The sequence below is a fragment of the Leisingera sp. genome, from assembly GCF_982940295.1.
On sequence record NZ_CEYXRG010000014.1, the window covers coordinates 45,659 to 69,132 of the forward strand.

The following is a 23,474-nucleotide window of genomic DNA, read 5'->3' on the forward strand; positions in this document are numbered from 1 at the left end:
CCGGCATGAGCCAGCAGCGCATCCTCACCATCCTCCTTAACTACCGCACGCCGGAAATGACCCTGCAGGCGGCAGAGGCCGCGCTGCGCGAGATGGAGGAGCTGCCGGGCGAGCTGCTGATCATCGACAACGGCTCCGGCGACGGCTCCTTTGACCATATCCGCAAAGAGGCAGAGGCCCGCGGCTGGCTGGACAGCGGGCGGCTGCGGCTGCTGGCCTCGCCGGTCAACGGCGGCTTCGGCGCAGGCATGAACATCGGCATCCAGGCGGGCCTCGCGGACGGCAGCGCGCCAGAGTTCTATTACCTCTTGAACTCCGACGCCTTTGTGCAAGGCAGCACCATCCGCACTCTGCGCGACTTCCTGCTGGAACGCCCCGGCGCGGGGCTTGCCGGCTCCTATGTGCATGGAACCGATGGGGAGCCGCACCGCACCGCCTTCCGCTTCCCCTCTGTCGCGGGGGAGTTCGAGGCCAGCGTGCGCACCGGCATCTTTACCCGCCTCCTAAGACCCTGGGTGGTGGCGATGGAGATGCCGCGGGGCGAGGTGCAAGTCGACTGGACCGCCGGCGCCAGCCTGATGATCCGCCGCGAGGTGATCGAAGCCGTGGGCGGTTTCGACGAGACCTTCTTCCTCTATTTCGAGGAGACCGACCTCTGCCGCCGTGCCGCCCGCGCGGGCTGGCGCACCCACTATGTGCCCGCCAGCGAGGTTGCGCACATCGGCTCCGCCTCCACCGGGATGAGGGGCTGGCAGCGCACGCCCGGCTACTGGTTCGACTCGCGCCTGCACTACTTTGTCAAAAATCACGGCCGCGCCTATGCCGCCGCAGCCACCCTGGCCCGCATCAGCGGCAGCCTGATCTACGGCCTGCGCCGCCTCATCCAGAACAAGCCGCAGGCCGATCCGCCGCATTTCCTGCGCGATCTCTGCCTGCACAGCCTGCGCGCGCTGATTGCGCCGCGCCGCACACCGCCTTCGGAAACGCGCCTCCCTTCTCCGCTTGCAAAGGAGCAGAAATGACCGCATTCACCTGTGCCCTGATCGGCAATGAATCCCTTCTGATCGGCTGCGCCGACGCGCTGCTCGCCCGCGGCCACCAGATCCGGGCGGTGGTTTCGCAGGACGCGGACATCCGCGCCTGGGCCGTGGATAAGGGGCTGGAACTGCTGGATAAACCCGCCGGCCTGACCGGCGGTTTCGACTGGCTGCTGTCGATAGCCAACCTCACCGTGATCCCGGATGATGTGCTGGCCCTAGCCGCCAAGGGCGCGGTCAACTTCCACGACGGACCCCTGCCCCGTTATGCGGGTCTCAACACCCCCAACTGGGCGCTGATCAACGGCGAGCCGCAGCACGGCATCACTTGGCACATGATCGAGGGCGGCGTCGACGAGGGCGATATCCTGGCCCAGCGGATGTTCGACGTGGCGGCGGATGAGACCGCTTTCAGCCTCAACTCCAAATGCTATGCGGCGGCGATGGACAGTTTTGGCGAGGTCGTCACCCAGCTGGAAACCGGCGATCTGAGCCGCCGGAAACAAGACCTGAGCCAGCGCCGCCTGTTCAGAAAATCCGACCTCCCGGCCGCGGGCGGTATGCTGGACTTCACCCGCCCTTCGGCGGAACTCGCCCGGCTGGTGCGGGCGCTCGATACCGGCGGCTACTGGAACCCGCTGTGCGCCGCCAAGCTGCGCGTTGGCGAGACCGTTGTTCTGGCCGGCAGCGCGGAAATTGCGAAGGGCAGTGGCGAGCCGGGCACCGTGCTTGAGACCGGTAAAGCCAGCATAAAAATCGCCACTGGTGACTGCGCCCTGACCCTGTCCCGCCTGACCACACCCGCGGGCCAACCGCTGGACATCTCCAAACTGGTCAAAGCCGGAGACATGGTTCCCTCCCTGACCGCAGCAGAGGCCAAGGCTCTCACCGCCCGTCTTGCTGCGGTCCAAACCGGCGAAAGCCACTGGCGCCAGCGGCTTGCGGCGATGCAGCCGGTGCAGGTGCCGCTGGCCTTGGATGCGGGTGGAAGCGGCTCCATCCGCCGTGAAATTTCAATGCCTGCGGGTCTAAGCGAAGAGCATGCCGCCGCTGCTACGCTTGCCTTTGCCCTGCTCAGCAACAGCGGCGAAACCGGGGATGTGGCGCTGTCCGTAGAAGGAATGGAGGGCCTGCCCGGCCTGATCTCAGCCTGGGTGCCCTTGCAGGCCCGGCGGCAAGACAGCGTTGCGGCCCTCGTGGAGCATACCGCTCAAGAGATTGGCAAGGCGCGGAAATCCGGCGGCTTTGCCGAAGACCTGGTCGCCCGCGATCCGGAGATTCCGGCGCAGGCCATGCCCGGCATCGGCCTGATGCTTGGCCGGGATACCGCGGTCGAAGGCTGCACCGCCACCGTCGCCGTGACAGGTGGCGCCATGGCGCTGCACTGCGATGCGGCCACCCTCACGCCAGATGCTGCGACCCTGCTGGCCGCCCGGCTGGAACTGGTTCTGAGCGCCATCGCCGGGGACGGAAACCGCCCGGTTGCAGATCTTCCGGTCCTGCCCGAGGCTGAGCGCAAACTGCTGCTGGAGGACTGGAATCAGACCGCAACGGACTTCCCCGCCGGTCTGACCATCCACGCCGCGTTCGAGGCACAGGCCGCAAAGACCCCGGACACCACCGCGCTGGTCTTCGAGGACCAGAGTTTCACCTATGCCGAGGTGAATGCCCGCGCCAATGCGGTGGCCAGACTCTTGCGTGAAATGAACGTAAAACCGGGCAGCCATGTGGGCATCCACATCCGCCGCGCGCCGGAGCTGGTGTTTGCCGCGCTTGGTGTGATGAAGGCCGGCGGCGCCTATGTGCCGCTGGACCCCGCCTACCCCGCCGACCGCATCGCGCATTACATCGCCGACAGCCAGGCGCAGGTGATCGTGACGCAAGCCGCGCTGGCGGGCAGCCTGCCTGCCTCAGACGCGCAGGTGCTGGAGATTGAAACTGTCCCTGCGGGGACCGGAGAAAACTTTGATGGCGGCGCCACCGGCAGCGATCTGGCCTATCTGATCTACACCTCCGGCTCTACCGGCCTGCCCAAGGGGGTGATGGTCACCCATGCCAATGTCTCGAACTTCTTTGCCGGCATGGATCAGCGCATCCCGCACCAGCCCGGAGACGCCTGGCTGGCGGTGACCAGCCTCAGCTTTGACATCTCGGTGCTGGAGCTGTTCTGGACCCTCACCCGCGGCTTCAAGCTGGTCTTATCCAGCGATGAAAGCCGGCTGGAGCTGTCCAAGGGGCCGGTGGCCCTGTCGGACCGCAAGATGGATTTCAACCTGTTTTACTGGGGCAATGACGACGGGCCGGGGCCGCAGAAATACCACCTGCTTCTGGAGGGCGCCAAGTTTGCCGACCAGCACGGCTTCAACGCGGTCTGGACGCCGGAACGGCATTTCCACGCCTTTGGCGGGCCATATCCGAACCCGTCGGTAACGGGTGCCGCGGTCGCCGCGGTGACGCAGAATATCGGCGTGCGCTCCGGCTCTTGCGTCGCGCCCTTGCACCATCCGGCGCGGATTGCCGAGGAATGGGCGGTGATCGACAACCTGACCGCCGGGCGTGCGGGCATCGGCTTTGCTTCCGGCTGGCAGCCCGACGATTTCATCCTGCGCCCAGAGAACACACCACCCGCCAACAAACACGCGATGTTCGAAACCATTGAAACCGTGCGCAAGCTCTGGCGCGGCGAGGAAGTGGCCTTCCCCCGCAAGGACGGCGGCGAGCATAGCGTTCTGACCCAGCCCCGCCCGGTCTCCAAGGAGCTGCCGGTCTGGGTCACCACCGCGGGCAACCCGGAAACCTGGCGCGAGGCCGGGGCGATCGGGGCAAATGTGCTGACCCACCTGCTGGGCCAGAGCATTGATGAGGTCGCGGGCAAGATCCGCATCTACCACGAGGCCCTGCGTGAGGCAGGCCACGACCCCGCGGATTTCAAGGTCACGCTGATGCTGCACAGCTATCTGGCGGAGACCCGCGAGGAGGCCCGCCGGGTCGCGCGGGAGCCGATGAAGGACTACCTGCGCTCCGCCGCCGGGCTGATCAAGCAATACGCCTGGGCTTTCCCCGCCTTCAAGAAACCCGAAGGGGTGAACAACCCGTTCGAGATGGACCTGGGGATGCTGTCGGAGGAGGAACTGGAAGCCATCCTCGATTTCGCGTTCGAGCGCTATTTCGAGGACTCCGGTCTGTTCGGCACCATCCAGGACGCCTGCCAGCGGGTGGAGCAGCTGAAACGCATCGGTGTGGATGAGGTGGCCTGCCTGATCGACTATGGCATCGCGCCGGAGGTGGTGCTGGAGGGGCTGAAACCCTTGGCCGAGGTGCTGCGCCTGTCGAACGCGCCGCAGGAGCTTGCGGCGGATGACTTCTCGCTGGCGGCGCAGATCGTGCGGCATGGGGTGAGCCACATGCAGTGCACGCCGTCGATGGCGCGGATGATTGCCGCGGATGCGGATGCCAGCGCTTGCCTTGCGCAGTTGAAGCATCTGCTGGTCGGCGGCGAGGCGCTGCCCGGTGATCTGGTGCAGGCGCTGCGGGCGGCGACCCGGGCGGAGATCCATAACATGTACGGGCCGACCGAGACGACGATCTGGTCGACGGTGGAGAAAATCTCTGCTGTCCCCGCGGGGACGGCTGGGATTGGCACACCGATTGCCAACACGCAGGTCTATGTGCTGGACGAAAAACGAGCGCCTGTCCCCGCGGGGACTCCCGGGGAATTGTATATCGGCGGCGCGGGTGTCACCGCGGGGTATTGGCAGCGGGAGGAGCTGACGTCTGAACGGTTCGTTAACGCGCCGTTCGCTGAGGGCCGGCTGTACCGCACCGGTGATCTGGTGCGCTGGACGGCGGATGGCCGGCTCGCGTTCCTGGGCCGAACCGACCATCAGGTGAAGATCCGGGGCCAGCGGATTGAGCTGGGAGAGATTGAGGCCGCGATGGCGGCGCAGCCGGGTGTGACCGGCGCGGTGGTGGTGCCGCGCGGTGAAGCAGGGGCCGAGCAGCTGATCGGGTATGTCACCGCCTCTGCACCGGTGTCCGAGGACGCTCTAAAACAGGCGCTCGCGGCCCGGCTGGCGGAGGTGATGGTGCCTGCGCATATCGTCACGCTGGAGGCTTTCCCGCTGACTCCAAACAAGAAAATCGACCGCAAGGCGCTGCCGGACCCGCAGCCGGCACGGACCGAAGCCGTGCCAGCGGTGCCGCTGGATGCAGGTGCGCAGGCCAGGATCGCCACGGTCTGGGGACGCATTCTGGGTGTCAGCGGCATCGGGGCGCAAGATAACTTCTTTGCGCTCGGCGGCCATTCGCTGCTGGCGGTGCAGGCGCACCGGGAGCTGCGCGCAGAACTGGAAACGTCGGCGCTGTCGATCACCGATATCTTCCGCTTCCCCACACTGGCGGGGCTGGCGGCGCATATCGAAGGGCTTGCAGGCACCCCGGCAAATACGGAAGAAAAGCCGCAGGAGACCGCAGGGCCGGACCGCGCCGACACCATGTCGAAACGGCGGGCGATGCGGGCAAACCGCAGGGCAAGGGCTGGATGAGCAACGACAACAGCAAACTGGCAGAGCGGCTGGCGCTGGTCCGGCCGCTTTTTGCCGCCGATGTGGCGCTGGCCGGGGCCGACCCGCTGGGCGCGCCGCCAGCACCCCTGGCCGCGGAGGCCGCGGGGCTGTCGCCCAATGCGGTGAAGAAGCGGCGCAACGAGTTTGCTGCCGGGCGGGCCGCGGTGCATCAGGCGATGCGGAAATTGGGGTTCCCCCCTGCCCCGGTGCAAGTCGGCAGCGACCGGGCGCCGGTCTGGCCTGCGGGCGTGGTCGGCTCGATCACCCACACCAAGAGTTGCGCCATGGCGGTGCTGGCCCGGGAGGGCGCGGTGCAGGCCTTGGGCATCGACGTGGAGGAAGACACGCCGCTGAAGGATGAGCTGCTGCCCGCGATCTGCTCGGACCGGGAACAGGCCTGGCTGAAGGGCCAGGACAATCCGGGGCAGATGGCCAAGGTGATCTTTTCCGCCAAGGAAGCGGCCTACAAAGCCCAATACACGCTGAGCCGGGCGTTTTACGGCTTTGACGGGATGGAGCTGGAATTCGACCTGGCGGCGGGGGCCTATCAGGCGTTTTTCACCGCCGACCGGCCGCCGTTTTTGCGCGGCGAGGCGGTTGGCGGGCGGTTTGCGGTCGGGGCCGGACTGATCATGACCACGGCGGAAATCCGGGGGCGCGGATGATGGGGCGGCGCGGGTTTCTGGCGCTGGGGGCTGCTGCCGCCACGCTGGGGCTGATGGTGTTTGCAACCCGCAGCCGGTCCGTGCCGGTGCCGCCGCCGCTGACCCCGCCGGGGGGGCCGCTGAAGGTGTTTCACCTGGGCCATTCGCTGGTCGGGCCGGACATGCCGTATATGCTGGCGCAGCTGGCGCCAGCGGGGCACGGGTTTAACAGCCAGCTTGGGTCCGGCACCTCTCTCCGGGCGCATTGGGAGCCGGGGGAGGATATCCTTAATTTTGAGACGGCCAACCGCGCGCCGGCCTTCCGGGAGGCGAGGGAGGCCATCGGGTCGGGTGAATACGGCGCAGTGGTGCTGACCGAAATGGTCGAGCTGCGCGACGCAATCAAGTATTTCGATGCGGCCAAGTATCTGGGGAAATGGGCCGATCTGGCGCGCAAGGCTTCGCCGCAGACCCGCCTGTATCTCTATGAGACCTGGCACCGGCTGGATGATCCCGACGGCTGGCTGGAGCGGGTTGACGGCGATCTGGAGGCGCTGTGGGTCGGCAAGCTGCTGGCAGCGGACAGCCGCCGCAATCCTCAGCATCCGGTGTATCTGATCCCCGGCGGCCAGGTGCTGGCGGCGGTGGTGCGGGCGGCGGAGGCTGGCGAGATCCCGGGCCTGGCTTCACGTGAATCGCTGTTTGCACGCACGCCCGACGGGGACTTGGACACGATCCATATCAATGACTTGGGCGCCTATGCGGTGGCGCTGGCGCATTACGCGGTGCTGTACCAGCGCTCTCCCGTCGGCTTGCCGCATGAACTGAGCCGCGCCGATGGCACCCCGGCAGAGGCCTTCAGCGCTGAGGCGGCGGCCAAGGTGCAGCAGATCGTCTGGCAGGTGGTGCGCCGCCTGCCCCGTACCGGTCTGACCGCGGCGGGGGCACCGGCATGAACCTGGATGCGCTGATCACTTCGGTTGTGATGATCGGCCATTCGCTGTTCGGTCCGGACAATCCGCAGATGCTGGAGCAGCTGCTCGACGCGCGCGCTGAGGCGACGGTGGAGGCGCAGATCATCAATGGCGCGCCGCTCAGCTACAACTGGCAGCACAGCAGCACGGCGGAGGGCGTTGATTCACGTGAAAGGCTGCGCCAGCCAGCGGATGCGGTGATCGTGACCGAGGCGATCCCCTTGGCCAATCACCTGAAGTGGAGCGATACCGGAGGCGCCGTCACCCGCTATTATGAGCTGGCGCGGGCGGCGAACCCGGCGGTGGACTTCTATCTGCAGGAAACCTGGCACAGCCTGAACAGCGGCACCGGCGCCGATGTGCCCTTTGACGACGGCGCGGATGCGCCCTGGCGGCAGCGGCTGGAGCAGGATCTGCCGCGCTGGCAGGCGGTGGTGGATGAGGTTAATACGGCCACCGGCGGTGATGTGAAGCTGCTGCCCGCGGGCCAGGCTATGGCGCGGCTCGACGATGCGATCCGCGCGGGCACGATGCCGGGGCTCAGCAGCATCCGCGATGTCTTTGCCGATGACATCCACCCCAACGCCACGGGGTTCTACTTTCTGGCGCTGCTGCAATATGCGGTGCTGACCGGCGACAACCCCGCGGGCCTGCCGCACCGGCTGGCTGACCGCTGGGGCAAACCCTACCCGGCGCCCCCGCCTGGTTTGGCGGAGCGGTTGCAGGACATTGCCTGGGCCGCGTCACAAGGCGACAGCGTGCGCACGGCAGCCCTGCCCGCGGAACCGGCGGCGCTGCCGCAGGATCCGGTGCTGCCCGTGCTGAATGCTGCGGTGCTGGAAGACGTGCCGGAGCTGACAGGAAAACCCGCCCGCCAGCCCATCGCCATCAACCTGGCGGGCATTGCCGACTGGAGCACCCAGGCGCCGTTCCTGGACCATTTCAAAACCGCGCGGCCCTGGGTCGGCCACCTGCCCGGGCGCTGGGGCGGCGCGGATCACGGCGACCTGCTGGCCGCGGGCTATCTTGACGCCGACGGCTGGCCCACTGCGATCCCGCCGGAGCTGGGCTCGATCGGGACGGTGATCCTGACCGACCTGCCGGAGGACGCGGTTTCGTTGAGAGGCCGCTATGTGCTGCGGTTTGATGGCGCTGGCATCGTCGAGGTTTCGGGCCGTGCGGAAAACGTCCGCTATGGCAAGGGCGAGGTGCGGTTTGATTTCACTCCTGGCCCCGGCCCGGTGGAGATCCGCATCCAGCGTATGGGCCGGGATGGCGGCTACGTCCGCAATATCACCGTGGTGAAGGAAGAGCATCTGGCGGCATTTGACGGCGGCGCCCTGTTCAATCCGCTGTGGCTGGACCGGCTGGACGGGTTTGCCGCGCTGCGGTTCATGGACTGGATGGCGACAAATGACTCCAGCCAGACAGGCTGGGAGGACCGCCCCCTGCCCCGCGACTACACCTGGGCACTAAAGGGCGTGCCGGTTGAGGTGATGGTGGCGCTGGCCAATACGCTGGGCGCCGATCCCTGGTTCACCATGCCGCATATGGCGGACGACAGCTATGTCCGCCAGTTCGCCCGGCTGGCGGAGCAAGGGCTGGACGAGGATCTGCGCGCTTATGTGGAATATTCCAACGAAGTCTGGAACTGGCAATTCCAGCAGGCCGCCTGGGCGGATGCCCAGGCGCAGGCGCGCTGGGGCGGCGAGGGGCTTTGGATGCAGTTCTATGGCGGCCGCGCGGCAGAGGTCGCGCAGATCTGGACAGAGGTTTTCGGGGCGGACAGCGAACGGCTGGTGCGGGTGATCTCCTCGCAGACCGGCTGGCTGGGGCTGGAGGAACAGGTGCTGACGGCACCGCTGTGGAAAGCGGAACGGGCAGACAGGCTGGCGCCTGCGGCCTATTTCGACGCCTATGCGGTAACCGGCTATTTCGGCGGTATCCTTGGGCTGAAGGACCGCGCCGGGCAGGTCCGCGCCTGGATCGCCGCCAGCCGGGATCAGGCCCGGGCGGTTGCCGCCGAGCGCGGGCTGACAGCTGCGGCGGCGGCGGACTTTATCGAGCGGCACCAGTATGATGCGGCCTCAGCCCAGGCAGGGGCCGAGCTGCGCGACGGGCTGATCTCGGGCGACAGCGCCGACACGCTGGCGGATCTTCTGGGCCGGGTGCTGCCGTATCATGCGGGCGTCGCGCAAAAGCACGGGCTGGAACTGATCATGTATGAGGGCGGCAGCCATGTGGTCGGCATCGGCCCGATGGTGGAGGACAGCACGCTGACCGGCTTTTTCACCCACTTCAACTATACGCCCGAAATGGGCGCGCTCTACCGTGAGCTGCTGGCGGGCTGGCGCGCGCTTGGCGGGTCGCTGTTCACCGCCTACGCCGATGTGGGGGTGCCTGGTAAATGGGGCAGCTGGGGGGCCTTGCGAACCCTGAGCGACGCCAACCCGCGCTGGGACGCACTGGAGGCGGTGAAATGACCCCCCGGGTGTCGGTGCTGATCCCGGCCCATAACGAGGCGGGCTATATCGCGGCCTGCCTGGAGGCGGTGTTCGCCTCTGAGCCGCTGCCGGGCGGCATGACGGGTGAGGTGCTGGTGCTGGCCAATGGCTGCACCGACGCGACCGCGGCGCTGGCCCGGGGGGCTGAGCCTCCGTCCGGTTGGGCGCTCAGTGTGCTGGAGCAGCCGGAGGGCGGAAAACTGCGGGCGCTGACGGATGGCGACGCCGCGGCGCGCGGGGATATCCTGATCTATCTGGATGCCGATGTGCGGGTCTCGCCCGAGCTGATCCCGCAACTGGCTGAGGCCTTGGCGGATGGCGCGCCGCGCTATGCCAGCGGCCGCCCGCAGGTGGCCCCTGCCCGCAGTGCGGTGACCCGGGCCTATGCGCGGCTGTGGACACGGCTGCCGTTCTTTTCCCGCGGCGTGCCGGGATTTGGCATCTTTGCCATGAACCGCGCCGGGCGGGAGCGCTGGGGGGACTGGCCCGATATCATCGCTGACGACATCTTCGCCCGGCTGAGCTTTACCCCGGCGGAGCGGGTGCAGGTGGAGGCAAGCTACAGCTGGCCGATGGTGGAAGGGTTCCGAAACCTGGTGCGGGTGCGGCGGCGGCAGAATGCCGGGGTGGCGGAAGTGGCAGCCAGGTTTCCGCAGCTGATGCGGAACGATGGCAAGCGGCCGCCGGACGGTGGGGCGGTTCTGAAGCTGCTGGTGACGGATCCAGCCGGGTTTCTGATTTACAGCGCAGTTGCCCTTGCGGTCAAAACGCCTCTCTTTGCCTCCCGGTCCCGCTGGGCCCGCGGCCGCTGACTGCGCCTGCAAAGACGAAGCCCTCCCGCGCCCGCAGGATGCCCTGGCTGCGCCAGCGCACCCTTGGCGGCCTTGGGCCAGGCTCAGCGCCACGTGCGCTGAGCCGGGCCCAACGGGAGCGGTGCATCTCATAGATGCGCCGGCGACCGGCGGGAGAGCTCCCGCGGTTAATGCTGGATGACCTCATGGAAATGCGCGGCGAGTTTGGCTGCCTCGCCTACGCTGTCGTGGCGCTCCAGCACCCGGGCGCGGCCGGCCTGTCCCATGGCGGCAAGCCTGTCCGGCGGTGTTTGCGCCAGCGCCAGAACGGCTTCTGCCAATGCGGCCTCATCCCCGGCCGGCACCAGCCAGCCGGTTTGCTCCGGCACGACCAGTTCAGGCGTGCCGGCAATATATGTCGCGACCACCGGACGGGCGGCGGCCATCGCCTCCATCACCACCATCGGCAGGCCTTCGGCAAAGGAGGGCATAACCAGCGCGTGGGACCGGGCCAGCTCTGTCCGCACGCCGTCTTCCGGCAGCCAGCCGGTCAGGGTGATGTTGCCGCCTAGTCCCTGCCGGGCGATCTCCGCCTCCAGATCCGCGCGCATCTCCCCGTCGCCGATCAGTGTCAGATGCAGGTCCGGGATCTCCCGCACCAGACGTGCCATGGCGCGGACCAGCACCATCTGGCCTTTCTGCTCGACAAACCGCCCGATCGCGGCCAGCCGCAGCGGCCCCTGCGGCAGCGGTGCGTGATCCGCAAAGCGGTCCGGCTCGATGCCGCAGTGCACCACCTTGAGGCTGTCCCATTTGCCGAACGCGGCCCAGCGGCTGAGCTGGCTTTTGCCGAAGCTGCTGACGGCCACGGTGAAGCTGGCCCGGTTGATCTTCTCACCCAGCGACAGGGCGTGCGGCGCATCGAATTCCTCCGGCCCGTGCACCGTGAAGCTGTAGCTTGAGCCGCCCAGCACATGCGCCAGCATCGCCACCGCAGCAGAGTTGGTGCCGAAATGAGCGTGCATGTGCTGCACGCCTTCCGCCGCGCAGCGCTGTTTCACATAGGCCGCCTCGGCCAGGTAGACCAGGTGCCGCAGGACGCCCTTGTCCGAGGCCCGGGCCAGTTTCAGAGCCAGCCTGAGTGCTTGCCCGAAACGGGCCGGCGCCGCCGCTTCCCGCGCCAGAGCCGCCAGCAGACGCCAAGCCCCGGCCTGCAGCACATACTCCGTGCGCGCGGCCTCTGCCTGATCGCCGGGATCGGCCAAAGCTGCGCCGGCGGGGCGCATCGCCAGACGCAGGATGTCCACGCCCTGACGCTCCAGCGCCTGCAGCTCGCGGCGGATGAAGCTGTGCGAGGGCTGCGGGTAGGTGTTCAGGACATAGGCAATCTTCATCGCTGGGAGATCCGTCTGAAAAGGCAAGTTCCACGGCAGGTTAGCGGCGGTTTGGCGGCTTGCCCAGCACCCCGTGGCGCTTGTCGCGCAGGCGTGGAGAATGCGGCACAGGTGGCGGGATTGTCCTGCATTTCCGGGCCGCTGGAGCGGTTCGCGCCACTGCGGGCTCCGTGTGATTGACGGCCCTGCCCCGCCTCCCTAGCCTGCTGTGGCGGACGTTGGGGAGCCACGGAAAAGATGCAGCGGGTTGCTTCGCATTTTGCAGGCCAGGGAATGGTGGCGCGGGTGCTGCGCTCGGCCTCCTGGCTGATGATCGGCTATGGCGGCAGCCAGGCTTTGCGGCTGGCCTCCAACCTGATCCTGACCCGCATCCTGTTCCCGGAGGCGTTTGGCCTGATGGCGCTGGTCACGGTGGTGACGGTGGGGTTGTCGCTGTTCTCGGACGTGGGCATCGGGCCTTCGATTGCCCAGAACAAGCGGGGGGATGATCCTGAGTTCCTGAACACCGCCTGGACCATTCAGGTGGTCCGCGGCTTTGGCCTGTGGGCGCTGACGGCGCTCTTGGCCTGGCCCGCGGCGGCGTTCTATGGCGCGCCGGAGCTGCTGGTCTATCTGCCCATTGCCGGCGCCGGGCTGGCGGTTGCGGGCTTCAACCCGACGCGGATCGAGACCGCGCACCGGCATTTGCTGGCGGGGCGGGTCACGGTGCTGGACCTGGGCGGCCAGGTAATCGGGCTGGCGGCGATGATTGCGCTGGCGCTGGCGACGCAGTCGGTGATTGCGCTGGTGCTGGGCGGAGTGATCCAGGCGGCGGCCAAGCTGGCGCTGTGCCACTACGGCCTGCCGGGCGCGGCCAACCGGTTCCGCTGGGAGAAGGCCGCCGCGCGGGAGCTGATCCATTTCGGTAAGTGGATTTTCCTGTCGACCGCCTTCTGGTTCCTGACCTCGCAGGGGGACCGGGCGATCCTGGGGAAGTTCGTGCCGCTTGAAGTGCTGGGGGTCTACAACATCGGCTATTTCCTGGCGAGCTTTCCGATGCTGCTGGGCCATGCGGTGAACCAGCGGCTGATGATCCCGGTCTACCGCGACAAGCCTGTGCGGGAAGCGCCTGAAAACCTGCGGCGGCAGCGGCAGCTGCGCGGCGGTCTGACCGCAGCGATCCTGGGACTGCTGCTGGTGATGGCCTGGGCTGGGCCGTGGCTGGCGCAGCTGCTGTATGATGACAGGTATCTGCAGGCCGGGCCGATGATCGTGCTGATTGCCCTGGCGCTGGCGCCGGCGGTGATCACCATGACCTACGACCAGGCGGCGCTGGCGGCAGGCGACAGCCGCGGGTTCTTTGTGTTCTCTGCGGCGCGCGCCTGCCTGCAGACGGCGCTGTTCCTGGGCGGTGTGGCCTGGTTCGGGCTGGCGGGCGGCATCGCGGCGCTGGGGCTGGCGATGCTGGCAGCCTACCCGGTGCTGGTGCGGCTGGCGCGCCGGCATCACGTTTGGGACCCTTTGCATGATGCAGGTTTTGCGCTGGTCGCTGTTGCGGCAGGCGGAGCGGCGTTGAGCTGGCATTGGGAAGAGGTCACGGCCATGGCAGCGGCGTTGAGTACACCCTGATCACGAGCCAGTATCCGCAATTTTCGAGTCAACCGATGAGGGCAGCGCCCGGCCGCGGGCGGAAGCAAAGCGCCCGCCCATGGGGGCGGCCGGGCGAAGGTGCCTGATTTCTAGCTCTTTCGCCAGAACAGTCCGCGGCGCGGCGGGCGGGTGTCCATCACCGGGATGGAGACCACCGGGGACAGACCGGTTTCCCGCTCCATCTGAGCGGCGGTGCGCAGCACCGGGTGGCGCAGTTCCTGCAAGAAGGCGGCGAGCAGCGCAGCGAACAGGCTGGCCGCAGCCCCCATCAGAGCCTTGGTCTTGCGGGCGCCGGTTACCGGGTAATCGGGCAGCGGCGCCGGTTCGATCACCGTCAGACGCTCTGCCTGGCGGCCGGTTTCAAGGCGGAAACCCACCTCAGCCTCGTTACGGCGGGCGGTCATCTGCGCAAGTTCCGTCTGCAATTGCTCCAGCCGCCGGTCGTAGGCACCCAGCTGGCGCTCCACCTCCGGGGTGGTTTGCAGGGAAGCCTCGAGACCGGACTTGCGCTGGGTCAGCAGCTGCTCCTGTGCCGCCAGCGTGGCCAGCTGCTGCTCCGCTTCCTCCTGCATCCGGCGGGCGGTGGCAGGGCGTTCAGTGGCCTGGGCCTGATCTGCCGCGCGGCGGATTTCGATCCGCTCGCGGGCAATCTCCAGGAGGCCCTCGTTCAAAGCGGCAATCTCGGCCCGGCGGAATTCGATGGTCCCCGGCAGGGTCACATCGTTTTCGTTGCGGTATTCGGCGATCTCATCCTCCAGCGCGGCAACCTGATCGGCCAGCGCGGCCTCCTTACTGGCAAAGAAGCTGAGGGTTTCACGGGCCTGGTCGATGCGGGTGGCGACGCTGAGTTCAATCGTGCGGCGGCCGAATTCGCTGGCGACCTGCTGCGCCTGCTCGGCGGTGGGCATCCGGGCGGTGATGGTCAGCACGGAAATGGTGCCATCGTCGGCAAAGCCCTCGCGGGCGGCGGCAACTCCGGTGATCCGCACCGACTCGCGCAGCAGCGCCACCTTCTGCAACTGGGTGAGTGCCTCCATATCCGCATAGAGGCCGAATTTCTCGATCACCTCCAGCACCGTGCCGCGGGCCATCAGGCGCTGCTCAATCAGCTGCATACGGCGGGCAGAAGACCCTTCGACGGTGGATTTGGCCAGCTCACCTGCGATCTGCGGCTGGGTGACCTGAAGCACCTCTGCGGTTTCATACTCATGCTGCTGCTTGGCCGCGAACCACAGCGACAGCAGACAGCCCAGTACGAAGACGCAGCCGATGGTGAACAGCCTGCGCCGCACCATGTCCAGAAAATCGCCAAGCGAGTAAATCGGCCCCATCTGTCTGCTCTCTTGCCCCCAGTCCGTGCCTATGCCTTTGCCTGTGCCTGGGTCTGTATCGGTTCAGCCTGCCCGGCGGCGGCCCGTGCCGGGATTTTGACCACAGCAACCGGGCAAAACTATGACGCCGCGGCGGTCAGTTCAGCGGGCTGTCCGACTTGCGGGCGCGGTTCAGGACGACGCCCAGAAGTTCCGTGTGGCCGGCCAGCATCCTTTCGCAGGCGGCCAGCTGGGCGGCGGTGGTGCCGGTGCCGTCCGATATCAGCAATACGGCGTCCACCTGCGGCAGGAAGGCGGCAGTGTCGTCATGCTCCAGCACCGGCGGCAGATCGAAGAGCACGGTATCGGCGCCCGAGCGCAGCATCATCTCGTCCAGAGCCTCGCCGCAGCAGCCGCTGTGCAGCAGTTCCGCCGCGTCCTGGTCCGCAGTCTGGTTGAGGCCAACGGCCAGCGAGGGCAGCGGGCGCAGCAGCTGGTCCTCCATCCGGATACTGCCGGAGAGGAAAGCGGCCTGATCGCCATGCGCCGCCATCCCCAGCGCCTGCGCCACGCCGGGGCGGCGGAAGTTCATGTCCATCAGGATGGTGCGGCTGCCCGGCACCCGCGCCATGCTGAGCGCCAGATTGACCGCCGAGAAAGTGGTGCCGCTTCCTGCTGCGGGCGCTGTCACGGCGACCCGCTTCCAACCGCGCTCCTTCAGAGTGTGCAGCAGCCGGGTGCGCAGGAGGTCAAAGGATTTGGCCGCAGGCGAGGTGCGGAACCGGCTGACCAGAGGCAGGCGCGCTGCCCGCTGCACCACCGGGTCGAACGGCCCCTGGCGGATCAGGTCCCAAGGCTCCGGCAGGGTTGCCGGCAGCTGCGCCGGAGGCAGTGTGCCCGGTGCCGCCATCGGCGGGGAGGATGCTGCGCCGGAACCGCCAGCGGACGGCGGCGCTGCAGCCGCTGCCGAGCGGCGGCGGCGGAACCGCTTGAAGCCCTGCTCGCTCATCCCGTCCTCATCGCTGTCCAGTCCCTGTTGCGGGCCGGGCGCCGGGGTGGCAGCACAAGCCCCTGATACTGCAAAATGCTTCACAAACACGCCCTCCGCAATGGCTGGCTGTTCCGCTGCCGCGCCCGGTGCGCAGATCTGCAGCGGAGCAGACAGAAGTTAATATCCCGTCCCCTTCATCACCGCACCGACGGTGCGCCAAAGCAGCCGCAGGTCCCGGCTAAGGGACACGTCCTCCCAGTATTCAAAATCGGCCTGCACACGGCTGTCAAAGCTGCCTTCGTTGCGGACCGAAACCTGCCAGATGCCGGTAATACCCGGGCGCAGCGCAAAGTAAGCGCGGGTATCGCCGTAAAGCGGCAGCTGCTCCGGCATCATCGGGCGCGGGCCGATCAGGCTCATGTCGCCCTTGATCACGTTCCAAAGCTGCGGCAGCTCATCCAGCGACGTCATCCGCAGCACACGCCCCACGCGGGTGATGCGCGGGTCGTTCTTGAGTTTTTGCGTCTGCTGCCATTCCCAGCGCATGGCCGGATCGGTGGCCAGGTAATGCTGCAGCAAGGCGTCGGCATCGCGCACCATGGTACGCAGCTTTAGAATACGGAACACCTTGCCGCCGCGGCCCAGCCGCGGCTGGGTGTAGAAAGGCCGCCCGCCCTCCAGCCAGAGTGCCGCGGCGCAGAGCGCGATCAGCGGCAGCGTCAACGGCAGGCTGACGGCCACCAGCAGCAAATCCAAGCCCCGCTTGCCTGCCTTCCAGTATCCGCTGCCGCCTGCGCTGCGCGCGGGCCGGACAGCGGGCAGGCGGGGCACCGCGAGACCTGTCAGGCCTGTGTTCATATTGGCCGGCTGCAAGCGCAACTGCTGCAAGGACCGGCGGGCTATTGCGCCCTGCCTGGCCTTCTGCTCGAACTGCGCAAAAGACAGACCCGCCCCATCGGGAACCATGTCTTTCATTTCAAACCCCCGTTTTCCAGCCCGAACTTGGCTGGACCGCCCCCTTGAAAAGGGCGGCTGGTTATAAACTCAAACCGGTATCCCGCGCGCCGTGGGCCGCAGAACGCCTCTACTGATTTTCAGGTTCCAAAACGGGGCGCGCCCCCACGCGCCCGCGTCCATATTGTGCTCCGCCTAAATCCTTGGCGGCCCTGCATTCCGGCAGTCACCCCTAGTTAAACTAAATTTTAGAAAATTCGCGCAAATTGTGGAAAGGCGCCCGGAAACCCCCAAAAAAGCCGCCAGCAAGGGGTGCGGGCGGAAACAATTTCCTGGGGATTCCCGGAATTGTTCCTAATCCAGTTAAATCAGGTGCAGAATCGAAGCAAGCCCAGCGCGATTTGCACCGGTCAGCCGCCCCGGAACTGGCCCGGACTTTGCCCTGTCCAGCGCCGGAAGGCCTCGCTGAAGCTGTTTAGGCCGGAATAGCCGAGCAGGAAGGCAATTTCGGACAGCGAAAGCCTGCTCTCCCGCAGATAGCGGATCGCCAGAGCCTTGCGCAACTCCTCAAGAATGGTGAAGTAGCTGGTGCCTGCCCGTGCCAGCTTGCGCGATAGGGTGCGCGGGCTCATGCCCAAATCCCCCGCCACATTTGCCAGCGACGCCGAACCGCCGGAAAGCCGGGCGGACACCGCTTCTTCGACCTGCGCTGTCAGATCGGTGCTGCCGCGTCCAAGCCCCCGCCCGTGCAGCATCTGGTCGCCATAGGCGCGCAAGACCCGCAAGAGCAGACGGTCGGCACTCAGCAGCGGCAAGTCCAGATCCTCCGGTTTGAAGACAACGCAGCTGGCCGCGGCGCCGAACCGCACCGGGCAGCCGTAGTAGGCCGCCATCTCATCGACACCGCGGCGGTGCCGATGGGCAAAGGCCGCCTGCTGCGGCTCGATCCGGGTCCCGGCGGCCTCGCGCAGGGCGGTGAAGAACAGCGCCGCCAGGAATTCGATGTACTGATCCGCCTTTTGGCCGGAGGCCGCTTTGCAGGACCAGGCGAACTCTCCGTGAGACGCGAGACGGGACGTATCCACTTCCCAGCCGCTGCTCATTACCCCGGCATACCGCGCGATATTGCGCAGGAAGCACCCCGCGGTCGGCGAGGTGCGGGCGATGTAGCCCAGCAGGCCCGCCGCGCGCAGGTCGCTGCGGCAGCCGAGGTGAAAGCCGAACAGGGGATCTTTCGACAGCTCTGCGGCCCGGCTGAAAAGACCGGCGATCGCGGCAAAGGGCGCGGCAGGCTCTTCCTGGTTCAACAAGCCCTGGCCGAACCCCGTTCCAGCGAACACTGCGGCAGGGGTAAAGCCCTGTGCCAGCAGATGACGCGCGGCCAGCTGGGCAAATATTGCATTGTGCGGTGCCGGTGCGGCGGGCATGTCTGCGGTCTCTCCTGTTGCTGTCACGGCCGGTTGCGGTGATTGCGGCCAAAGCCGCGGTCCGGACTTGATGGATCCGGCGCAGACGGACGTTCAGAGCAGGCGTGCTGCCATCAGTCAGTCCGTAGTGCCGGCGCGGTGCAGCCTTTCTGCTGCGCTGCGGCCGCTCCGCCGGGCAGGTGCTGTCCCGGACTGGCCACAGAAAGATGATACTGGATTTTCCGTCCGTGACGCAGAGCTTCAAAGCTTGTCATTTGAACAATTCCCGGACGATATAGCCTATGACGGGCATACCAACGGACAGGACCCTCTCCAAACGGGTATCCGGGCCTGTCCAGGAGCGCTCTGTGCCCTTGCCGGGCAAGGGAATCGCCGCCATAAGCGCGTGCAATGCCATGGCAGAGAAACGAGGACATCATGCACCCTCCGCAAAACGCGGCCGGCTGGCTGGCCGCCAATCTGGACGGTCTGACGCTCACCGCCTGGACTGTGACTGGCACCACCCCGGCCCCTGCGCAGGTGCTGCACCTGCCGGATGGCCGCCCGGCCGCGCTGGCCCAAGCGCTGCGTCAGGCGATGGGCGGCACTGCCTGTCCGGTGGTGCTGGGCGGCAGTTCGCTGGTGCCGCCGCGCCCGGTTCCGGTTGCGCCGGCGGATCTGCCGCTGCACGAAACCCGGCTGGAGGGGCTGGAGGTCCATGCCCTGACCGGTCTCAGCCAGGCGGCCCCCTGCGGCGCGATGCACGGCGCGCTGGCCCGGCTCAGCGGGTTCCTGCAGCTGAACCCGGACTGGGACGGGGTGGTGTGCCTGCCGGGAGCGGTGACACACTGGGTGCAGGTGAGCGCCCGAGAGGCGGTCAGTTTCCAAAGCGCCCTGACCGGGCAGGTGGTGCAAGCCACGGCACAGGCGATGGGGCTGGAGACGGCAGGCGATTGGGACGAGGCGGTGCTGAAGGATGCGGCAGCGGACGGGATTGCCAAGCCGGAGCTGCTGGCGGCCCGCCTGGCCTCGGTGCAGGCCGCGGCGGTTCTGGGGCAGATGCCGGCCGCCACCGCACGCGCCCGGATCTGGGGGCTGCTGCTGGGCGCCGAGCTGGCCGCAGCGCGGCCCTACTGGCTGGGCCAGAACCTGGCGCTGATCGCAGAGCCGCAGGCGCAGGCGCTTTATTCGGCCGCGCTGGAGGCGCAAGCAGTGCCGGTCAGCCTTGCGGATCCCGACCGTATGGCGCTGGAAGGCCTGACCCGCGCCTGGAACGGAAGCTGAGCGGCTGCGGCTGAAGTCCGGCCGGACCGCGTGCACCAGAGGCCGCCGCTCAAAGCGTCCGGAAACCACCCGCGCCTGAGAAAACAAAGCGCTCCCGCGCCCGCAGGCGCCCCGGATGCGCCGGGACCCCCAACAGGCACAAGCCGTCCGCCAGGACGGCTGAAGCCGGGCGGGAGCTCCTGCTCCTGCACCTTACCGGGGCTCCTGCACTTTAGTTGCCCCGGATGAACAGAGTGGCGGATCAGGACTTTGCGGTGAAGCGGCTGCCCTTGGCGGGGGGCGTTTCCGGCGGGCCGGCAAAGCATTGAGCGATGCGCATCCACTCCTGCGCGGCGGTGCCTTCCACCTGCAAGCTGGTGTCGCCGGCATTCCGGACCTGCGTGACCACTTGCGCGAACTCCACTGCGCTGCCCTTGACGAAATTTCCGTCCTGCGGCGTGTTCCACTCCCAGACTGCGCCCGACGGGCCGGTCAGCTGCACGAAAGGCGCAGGGTCCGGCACCTCCAGCCCGCGGTTGCGGAAGCTCCAGCCAAAGGTGGCCACACCCAGATGCGCGATATTGCGGATGCGGTCCTGTTCCTGCCGCTGCAGGCCCAAGAGGTCGAACACCTCCTGGCCATGCGCCCAGGTCTCCATCTGCCGGGCGGTGATGGAGCTGAGCGCGCTCATGTCCGGGCCGATCCACTTGAGCCGCGTCTTGGGGTCCGCGGCGGTATAGGCATCGGCGCAGCGCTCTGCCCCCTGCTGCCAAGCCTGATACAGAGCGCGGCCCGACAGGCCATCCAGCCAAGGGAACTGGCATTCGAGGATGGACTTGCCCGCCTGCATGTCCCGCAGCACCGGCGCGATGAAGGCGGCGAACTCCGCCTCGCCCTGCAGCGACGCCTCCGCCGCGGCGTTGAACAGGTGCAGGTGCCCCAGCACGTGATCAATGGTCCAGTCCTTGAACTGGGTTGCCCGGTGAAACTCCGCCTCCGGCAGGTCCTCCAGAATGGCCGCCAGGGCGCGGCTTTCGGCACGGAAATCTTCGGCCTGCTGCATAATTCCTCCCCCGTGTGTGTCTGGCGGCAGGATAACCCCGCGGATTTCATCACCGAAACCCGGACGGCACGTCACAGGAGAGACAAACCTTCAACCCTCGGACATGGCCTTGAAGGCGCGGCCCGCGGCCTCGAAATTGCGGCTGAGCGGTGCGGTCAGCCGGGACTGCGCTGCGTAATATGCGCCGGTGCGGCACAGCTGAGCGGCAAATTCCGGATGCACGCCGGCATCGTCCAACTTGCGCACACGCTCCTTGCTGAGCCAGCCGCGATTTTTCACTTCCTTCTGGATCAGCTCCAGCCGCTGAATGCAGTGCAAGGCGGTATAGGCAGAGAGATACTCCAGATATGCGCCGATCTCATGGCCGCAGGCTGGATCGAAGGTCTCGATCATCACATCGGCCATCTTGTCGGGCGCAATCGGCCAGGTCTCGTCGCCGATGAGCCAGGCAAAGTCCTCTGCCCCGTGGCGCAGGCCCGCATACTCAAAGTCGAACCAGCGGACATAACCGTCCTCGCCGATTGCCGCATTGCCGGCGCGGCAGTCCCACTTCAGGAACTGAACCCCCGGCTGCTCCATGTATTCGGCCACCGCCGGGTAGTCGAACGCATCGGGGACGCCCATGGAATAGGATTCCAGCGCCTCCACCGAACTGATGAAGTTGCGGATCCAGCTGCGGTTGGCGCCCAGATGCGGCAGCACAGTGTGCAGCTCAGTCTTGCGGGCCGCCGCCTGGATGCGGAAGATCGCGGCGCAGGCCTCGGCCGCCAGGTCGAGCTGGTCTGCTTCGCCATGCTCGATGATCTCCTCGCTCAGCCGCGTCTCGCCGGTATCGGACTGAAACAGCACGTCATTATGCACCCCCAGCACCCGCGGAATGTCGTCGCAATGCGGTGCCAGCTGCTCCAGCACAAAGGCTTCCAGGTGGGTGCGGCGGAAATTGGCGCGCAGGGTGGCAACCGCCGTGCGGTCCTTGAAATGCAGCCGCAGCGAGGAGCGCGACTTGCCGCCCGGGGCGGTAATTTCCACCGGTTCCTCGCCAAGCACCTCCCAGGCCGCCGCCGCGATATACGCGGTGCGGTCGTCGAATTTCCCGTCAGCCATTGCCTGCCCCCTTTCCAACACGCTGGCCCGGATCCGGGCCAGCTCACCCCTCTGCGGTTAACGCCTTAGCGGGCGAAGGCGGCATTTTTCGGGACAGAATTGGGCAATCGCTGCGGGCCGCAGGCTGATTCGCGCCGCCTGGAAACACGTGGGACGTTGCATTGACCGGAGAGCTCGGCACAATCGGGGCAAGCGACGGAGTATTGTTTCCCTATTCACTCCGGAATTCTTGGAATTTGCCTAAAATGTGCCGAAAATTTGGCCCTTCCCGCCGGCTTCCTTACCGTTGCCAATTGCGTGTTTGCGTCCTGTGCACAGGCCAATCCGCAATTGGGTTTCGAGGTTTTGCCTGGGGGTAGATAATGGGCCGGGGACATTTTTCATGGGGCTGGGGCGGCAAGCAGGCCTGCGGCGGCAACAGCTATTATAACGGCGGCGTGCAAGGCGGGCATTTCGGCCGCTGGTACGACAGCCACTTGTCTGACCGTTATGGCTGGAAAGGCAAGGGCTATAAGGCTTGGCGCGAAGACAGGAAGGATGAGGAGGACGGCTCCGGCGGCACCAAAGGCTCTGGCGGAACTAAGGGTTCCGGAGGCACCAAGGGGTCCGGCGGCACTAAAGGATCCGGCGGTACCAAGGGGTCCGGCGGTACCAAGGGGTCCGGCGGCACCAAAGGGTCCGGCGGCACCAAAGGATCCGGCGGTACCAAAGGATCCGGCGGTACCAAGGGGTCCGGCGGCACCAAAGGGTCCGGCGGCACCAAAGGGTCCGGCGGCACCAAAGGGTCCGGCGGCACCAAAGGATCCGGAGGCACCAAGGGCTGCGGCGGCAAGGGCCATCACGGCAAAAAGCACTGGTGGTACCGCGAGGAAGATGACTGGAACGGCTCAGGCGGAACCGGCGGGTCTGGCGGGTCCGGAGGGACTGGTGGCTCAGGCGGGTCAGGCGGGACCAGGGGTTCGGGTGGAACGCATGGCTGCGGGTCCGGCACCAAGGGATCCGGCGGTACCGGAGGCTCGGGCAGCGGCGGGACCAAGGGAAGCGGGGGGACCAAAGGAAGCGGCACCAGTGGGTCCGGCGGAACTGGCGGCACCAAGGGGACCGGTGGTGACACAGGTGGCGGCGGAGACAGCGGCAAGACGTCCGTATTCTTCGAGATCGGCGGCAATGGCGAACCGAGTGTCACCGTCGAGGTGCTGCAGACGCCGGAAAACCAGCTGTTCATCAAGATGGAGCCGACCTCTTGGGACGGTGAAGTGGCCGACATCGACGGGCTGTTTTTCAACATGGCGGATGACGCCAGCGTAAGCGGGCTGAATTTCTTCCCGGACGAAAACGCGCTGCCGGTGACCGGCCATGAGGCCAATGCCAATTCCGTCAATGCGCTGATCACCGGCACCACCGTGCCCGGCAATTTCGACGCGATGGTGCAATTCGGCCAGGTGCCGGACAGCACCGACGGCACCGTCACCAATGCCAACTTCACCCTGTGGTCCGGCGCCGGGCTGACGCTGGAGGATATCGACCTCAGCAGCATGTCTCTGGTGGTGAGCAACCCGGACGGGTCCCAACAGGTTCTGGAAGGCGGCTATGATCCGGCCGTGGCGGCCAGCAGCGGCAGCTCTTATGCCAATGGCGGTGTCACCGGCGAGGGCTTAAGCAACTGGTATGACGCCAACCTGGCAGGCCAGTTTCAGGGCAGCAGCGGCGAGCCCGGTGCCGAGGACTTTATGGCGCTGATGACCCAGCCAGCGGGTGGCACTGTGCCCGGTGGCGGCACCGAGGGCGGGACGGGCGATATCTACGACATCGGCTGAACCAGCCTGATCAATGCGAACCTTGTTG

16 protein-coding genes are annotated in these 23,474 nt (G+C 66.9%); 9 read left to right on the forward strand and 7 right to left on the reverse strand.

Translation table 11 applies throughout. The features are described from left to right. Nucleotides 1–5: 5 nt before the first annotated feature. From AC4HIX_RS13670 to AC4HIX_RS13695, 6 genes are read left to right on the forward strand one after another with little or no spacing between them, the layout of a single operon-like run. A complete protein-coding gene (locus tag AC4HIX_RS13670; protein ID WP_490399345.1) occupies nucleotides 6–1,022 on the forward strand; it encodes a glycosyltransferase family 2 protein in 1,017 nt (338 codons plus the stop codon). Beyond that, entirely contained in the window at nucleotides 1,019–5,581 is a 4,563-nt protein-coding gene (locus tag AC4HIX_RS13675) for a MupA/Atu3671 family FMN-dependent luciferase-like monooxygenase (protein WP_490399346.1), read from the forward strand. The genes AC4HIX_RS13670 and AC4HIX_RS13675 overlap by 4 nt, the downstream gene beginning before the upstream one ends. Next, a complete protein-coding gene (locus tag AC4HIX_RS13680; protein WP_490399347.1) occupies nucleotides 5,578–6,267 on the forward strand; it encodes a 4'-phosphopantetheinyl transferase family protein in 690 nt (229 codons plus the stop codon). The genes AC4HIX_RS13675 and AC4HIX_RS13680 overlap by 4 nt, the downstream gene beginning before the upstream one ends. Next, the gene (locus AC4HIX_RS13685) at nucleotides 6,267–7,202 is read left to right on the forward strand and encodes a hypothetical protein (RefSeq protein ID WP_490399392.1); all 936 of its coding nucleotides are present in this window, start codon (nucleotides 6,267–6,269) and stop codon (nucleotides 7,200–7,202) included. The genes AC4HIX_RS13680 and AC4HIX_RS13685 overlap by 1 nt, the downstream gene beginning before the upstream one ends. Then, nucleotides 7,199–9,703, forward strand: a complete 2,505-nt coding sequence (locus tag AC4HIX_RS13690; RefSeq protein WP_490399348.1) for a hypothetical protein — start codon at nucleotides 7,199–7,201, stop codon at nucleotides 9,701–9,703. The genes AC4HIX_RS13685 and AC4HIX_RS13690 overlap by 4 nt, the downstream gene beginning before the upstream one ends. Continuing rightward, nucleotides 9,700–10,536 carry a glycosyltransferase family 2 protein gene (locus AC4HIX_RS13695; protein WP_490399349.1) on the forward strand — a complete coding sequence of 279 codons (837 nt, stop codon included), beginning with the start codon at nucleotides 9,700–9,702 and terminating at the stop codon, nucleotides 10,534–10,536. The genes AC4HIX_RS13690 and AC4HIX_RS13695 overlap by 4 nt, the downstream gene beginning before the upstream one ends. Before the next feature lie 167 nt (nucleotides 10,537–10,703). Here the strand turns inward: AC4HIX_RS13695 and AC4HIX_RS13700 are convergent, their stop codons facing one another. Beyond that, nucleotides 10,704–11,909, reverse strand: a complete 1,206-nt coding sequence (locus AC4HIX_RS13700) for a glycosyltransferase (protein ID WP_490399350.1) — start codon at nucleotides 11,907–11,909, stop codon at nucleotides 10,704–10,706. A gap of 237 nt (nucleotides 11,910–12,146) precedes the next feature. Between AC4HIX_RS13700 and AC4HIX_RS13705 the strand changes: the two genes are divergently transcribed. Then, nucleotides 12,147–13,517: an oligosaccharide flippase family protein gene (locus AC4HIX_RS13705; RefSeq protein WP_490399351.1), complete on the forward strand. Its 1,371-nt coding sequence runs from the start codon at nucleotides 12,147–12,149 to the stop codon at nucleotides 13,515–13,517. 110 nt (nucleotides 13,518–13,627) lie between these two features. Here the strand turns inward: AC4HIX_RS13705 and AC4HIX_RS13710 are convergent, their stop codons facing one another. The 4 genes from AC4HIX_RS13710 to AC4HIX_RS13725 form a co-directional block, all read right to left on the reverse strand. Beyond that, nucleotides 13,628–14,869: a GumC domain-containing protein gene (locus AC4HIX_RS13710; protein ID WP_490399352.1), complete on the reverse strand. Its 1,242-nt coding sequence runs from the start codon at nucleotides 14,867–14,869 to the stop codon at nucleotides 13,628–13,630. A gap of 136 nt (nucleotides 14,870–15,005) precedes the next feature. Then, on the reverse strand, nucleotides 15,006–15,857 hold the full coding sequence (locus AC4HIX_RS13715; RefSeq protein WP_475047026.1) for a CpsD/CapB family tyrosine-protein kinase: 852 nt from the start codon (nucleotides 15,855–15,857) through the stop codon (nucleotides 15,006–15,008). Between the two features lie 159 nt (nucleotides 15,858–16,016). Further along, a complete protein-coding gene (locus tag AC4HIX_RS13720; RefSeq protein ID WP_490399353.1) occupies nucleotides 16,017–16,814 on the reverse strand; it encodes a sugar transferase in 798 nt (265 codons plus the stop codon). A 389-nt stretch (nucleotides 16,815–17,203) separates the two neighbouring features. Continuing rightward, the gene (locus AC4HIX_RS13725) at nucleotides 17,204–18,220 is read right to left on the reverse strand and encodes an AraC family transcriptional regulator (protein ID WP_490399354.1); all 1,017 of its coding nucleotides are present in this window, start codon (nucleotides 18,218–18,220) and stop codon (nucleotides 17,204–17,206) included. 417 nt (nucleotides 18,221–18,637) lie between these two features. Between AC4HIX_RS13725 and AC4HIX_RS13730 the strand changes: the two genes are divergently transcribed. Continuing rightward, entirely contained in the window at nucleotides 18,638–19,483 is an 846-nt protein-coding gene (locus AC4HIX_RS13730; RefSeq protein ID WP_490399355.1) for a 2-dehydro-3-deoxygalactonokinase, read from the forward strand. Between the two features lie 241 nt (nucleotides 19,484–19,724). On the opposite strand, the gene AC4HIX_RS13735 is transcribed toward AC4HIX_RS13730, so the two are convergent. Together AC4HIX_RS13735 and AC4HIX_RS13740 are read right to left on the reverse strand one after the other, a co-directional pair. Next, nucleotides 19,725–20,525 (reverse strand): TIGR03084 family metal-binding protein, encoded by an 801-nt coding sequence (locus AC4HIX_RS13735; protein ID WP_490399356.1) that lies wholly within the window; start codon nucleotides 20,523–20,525, stop codon nucleotides 19,725–19,727. 90 nt (nucleotides 20,526–20,615) lie between these two features. After that, entirely contained in the window at nucleotides 20,616–21,629 is a 1,014-nt protein-coding gene (locus AC4HIX_RS13740) for a hypothetical protein (protein WP_490399357.1), read from the reverse strand. A 362-nt stretch (nucleotides 21,630–21,991) separates the two neighbouring features. Here AC4HIX_RS13740 and AC4HIX_RS13745 point away from each other — a divergent pair, with 362 nt between their 5' ends. Continuing rightward, nucleotides 21,992–23,446 carry a hypothetical protein gene (locus AC4HIX_RS13745; RefSeq protein ID WP_490399358.1) on the forward strand — a complete coding sequence of 485 codons (1,455 nt, stop codon included), beginning with the start codon at nucleotides 21,992–21,994 and terminating at the stop codon, nucleotides 23,444–23,446. Nucleotides 23,447–23,474: the final 28 nt, after the last annotated feature.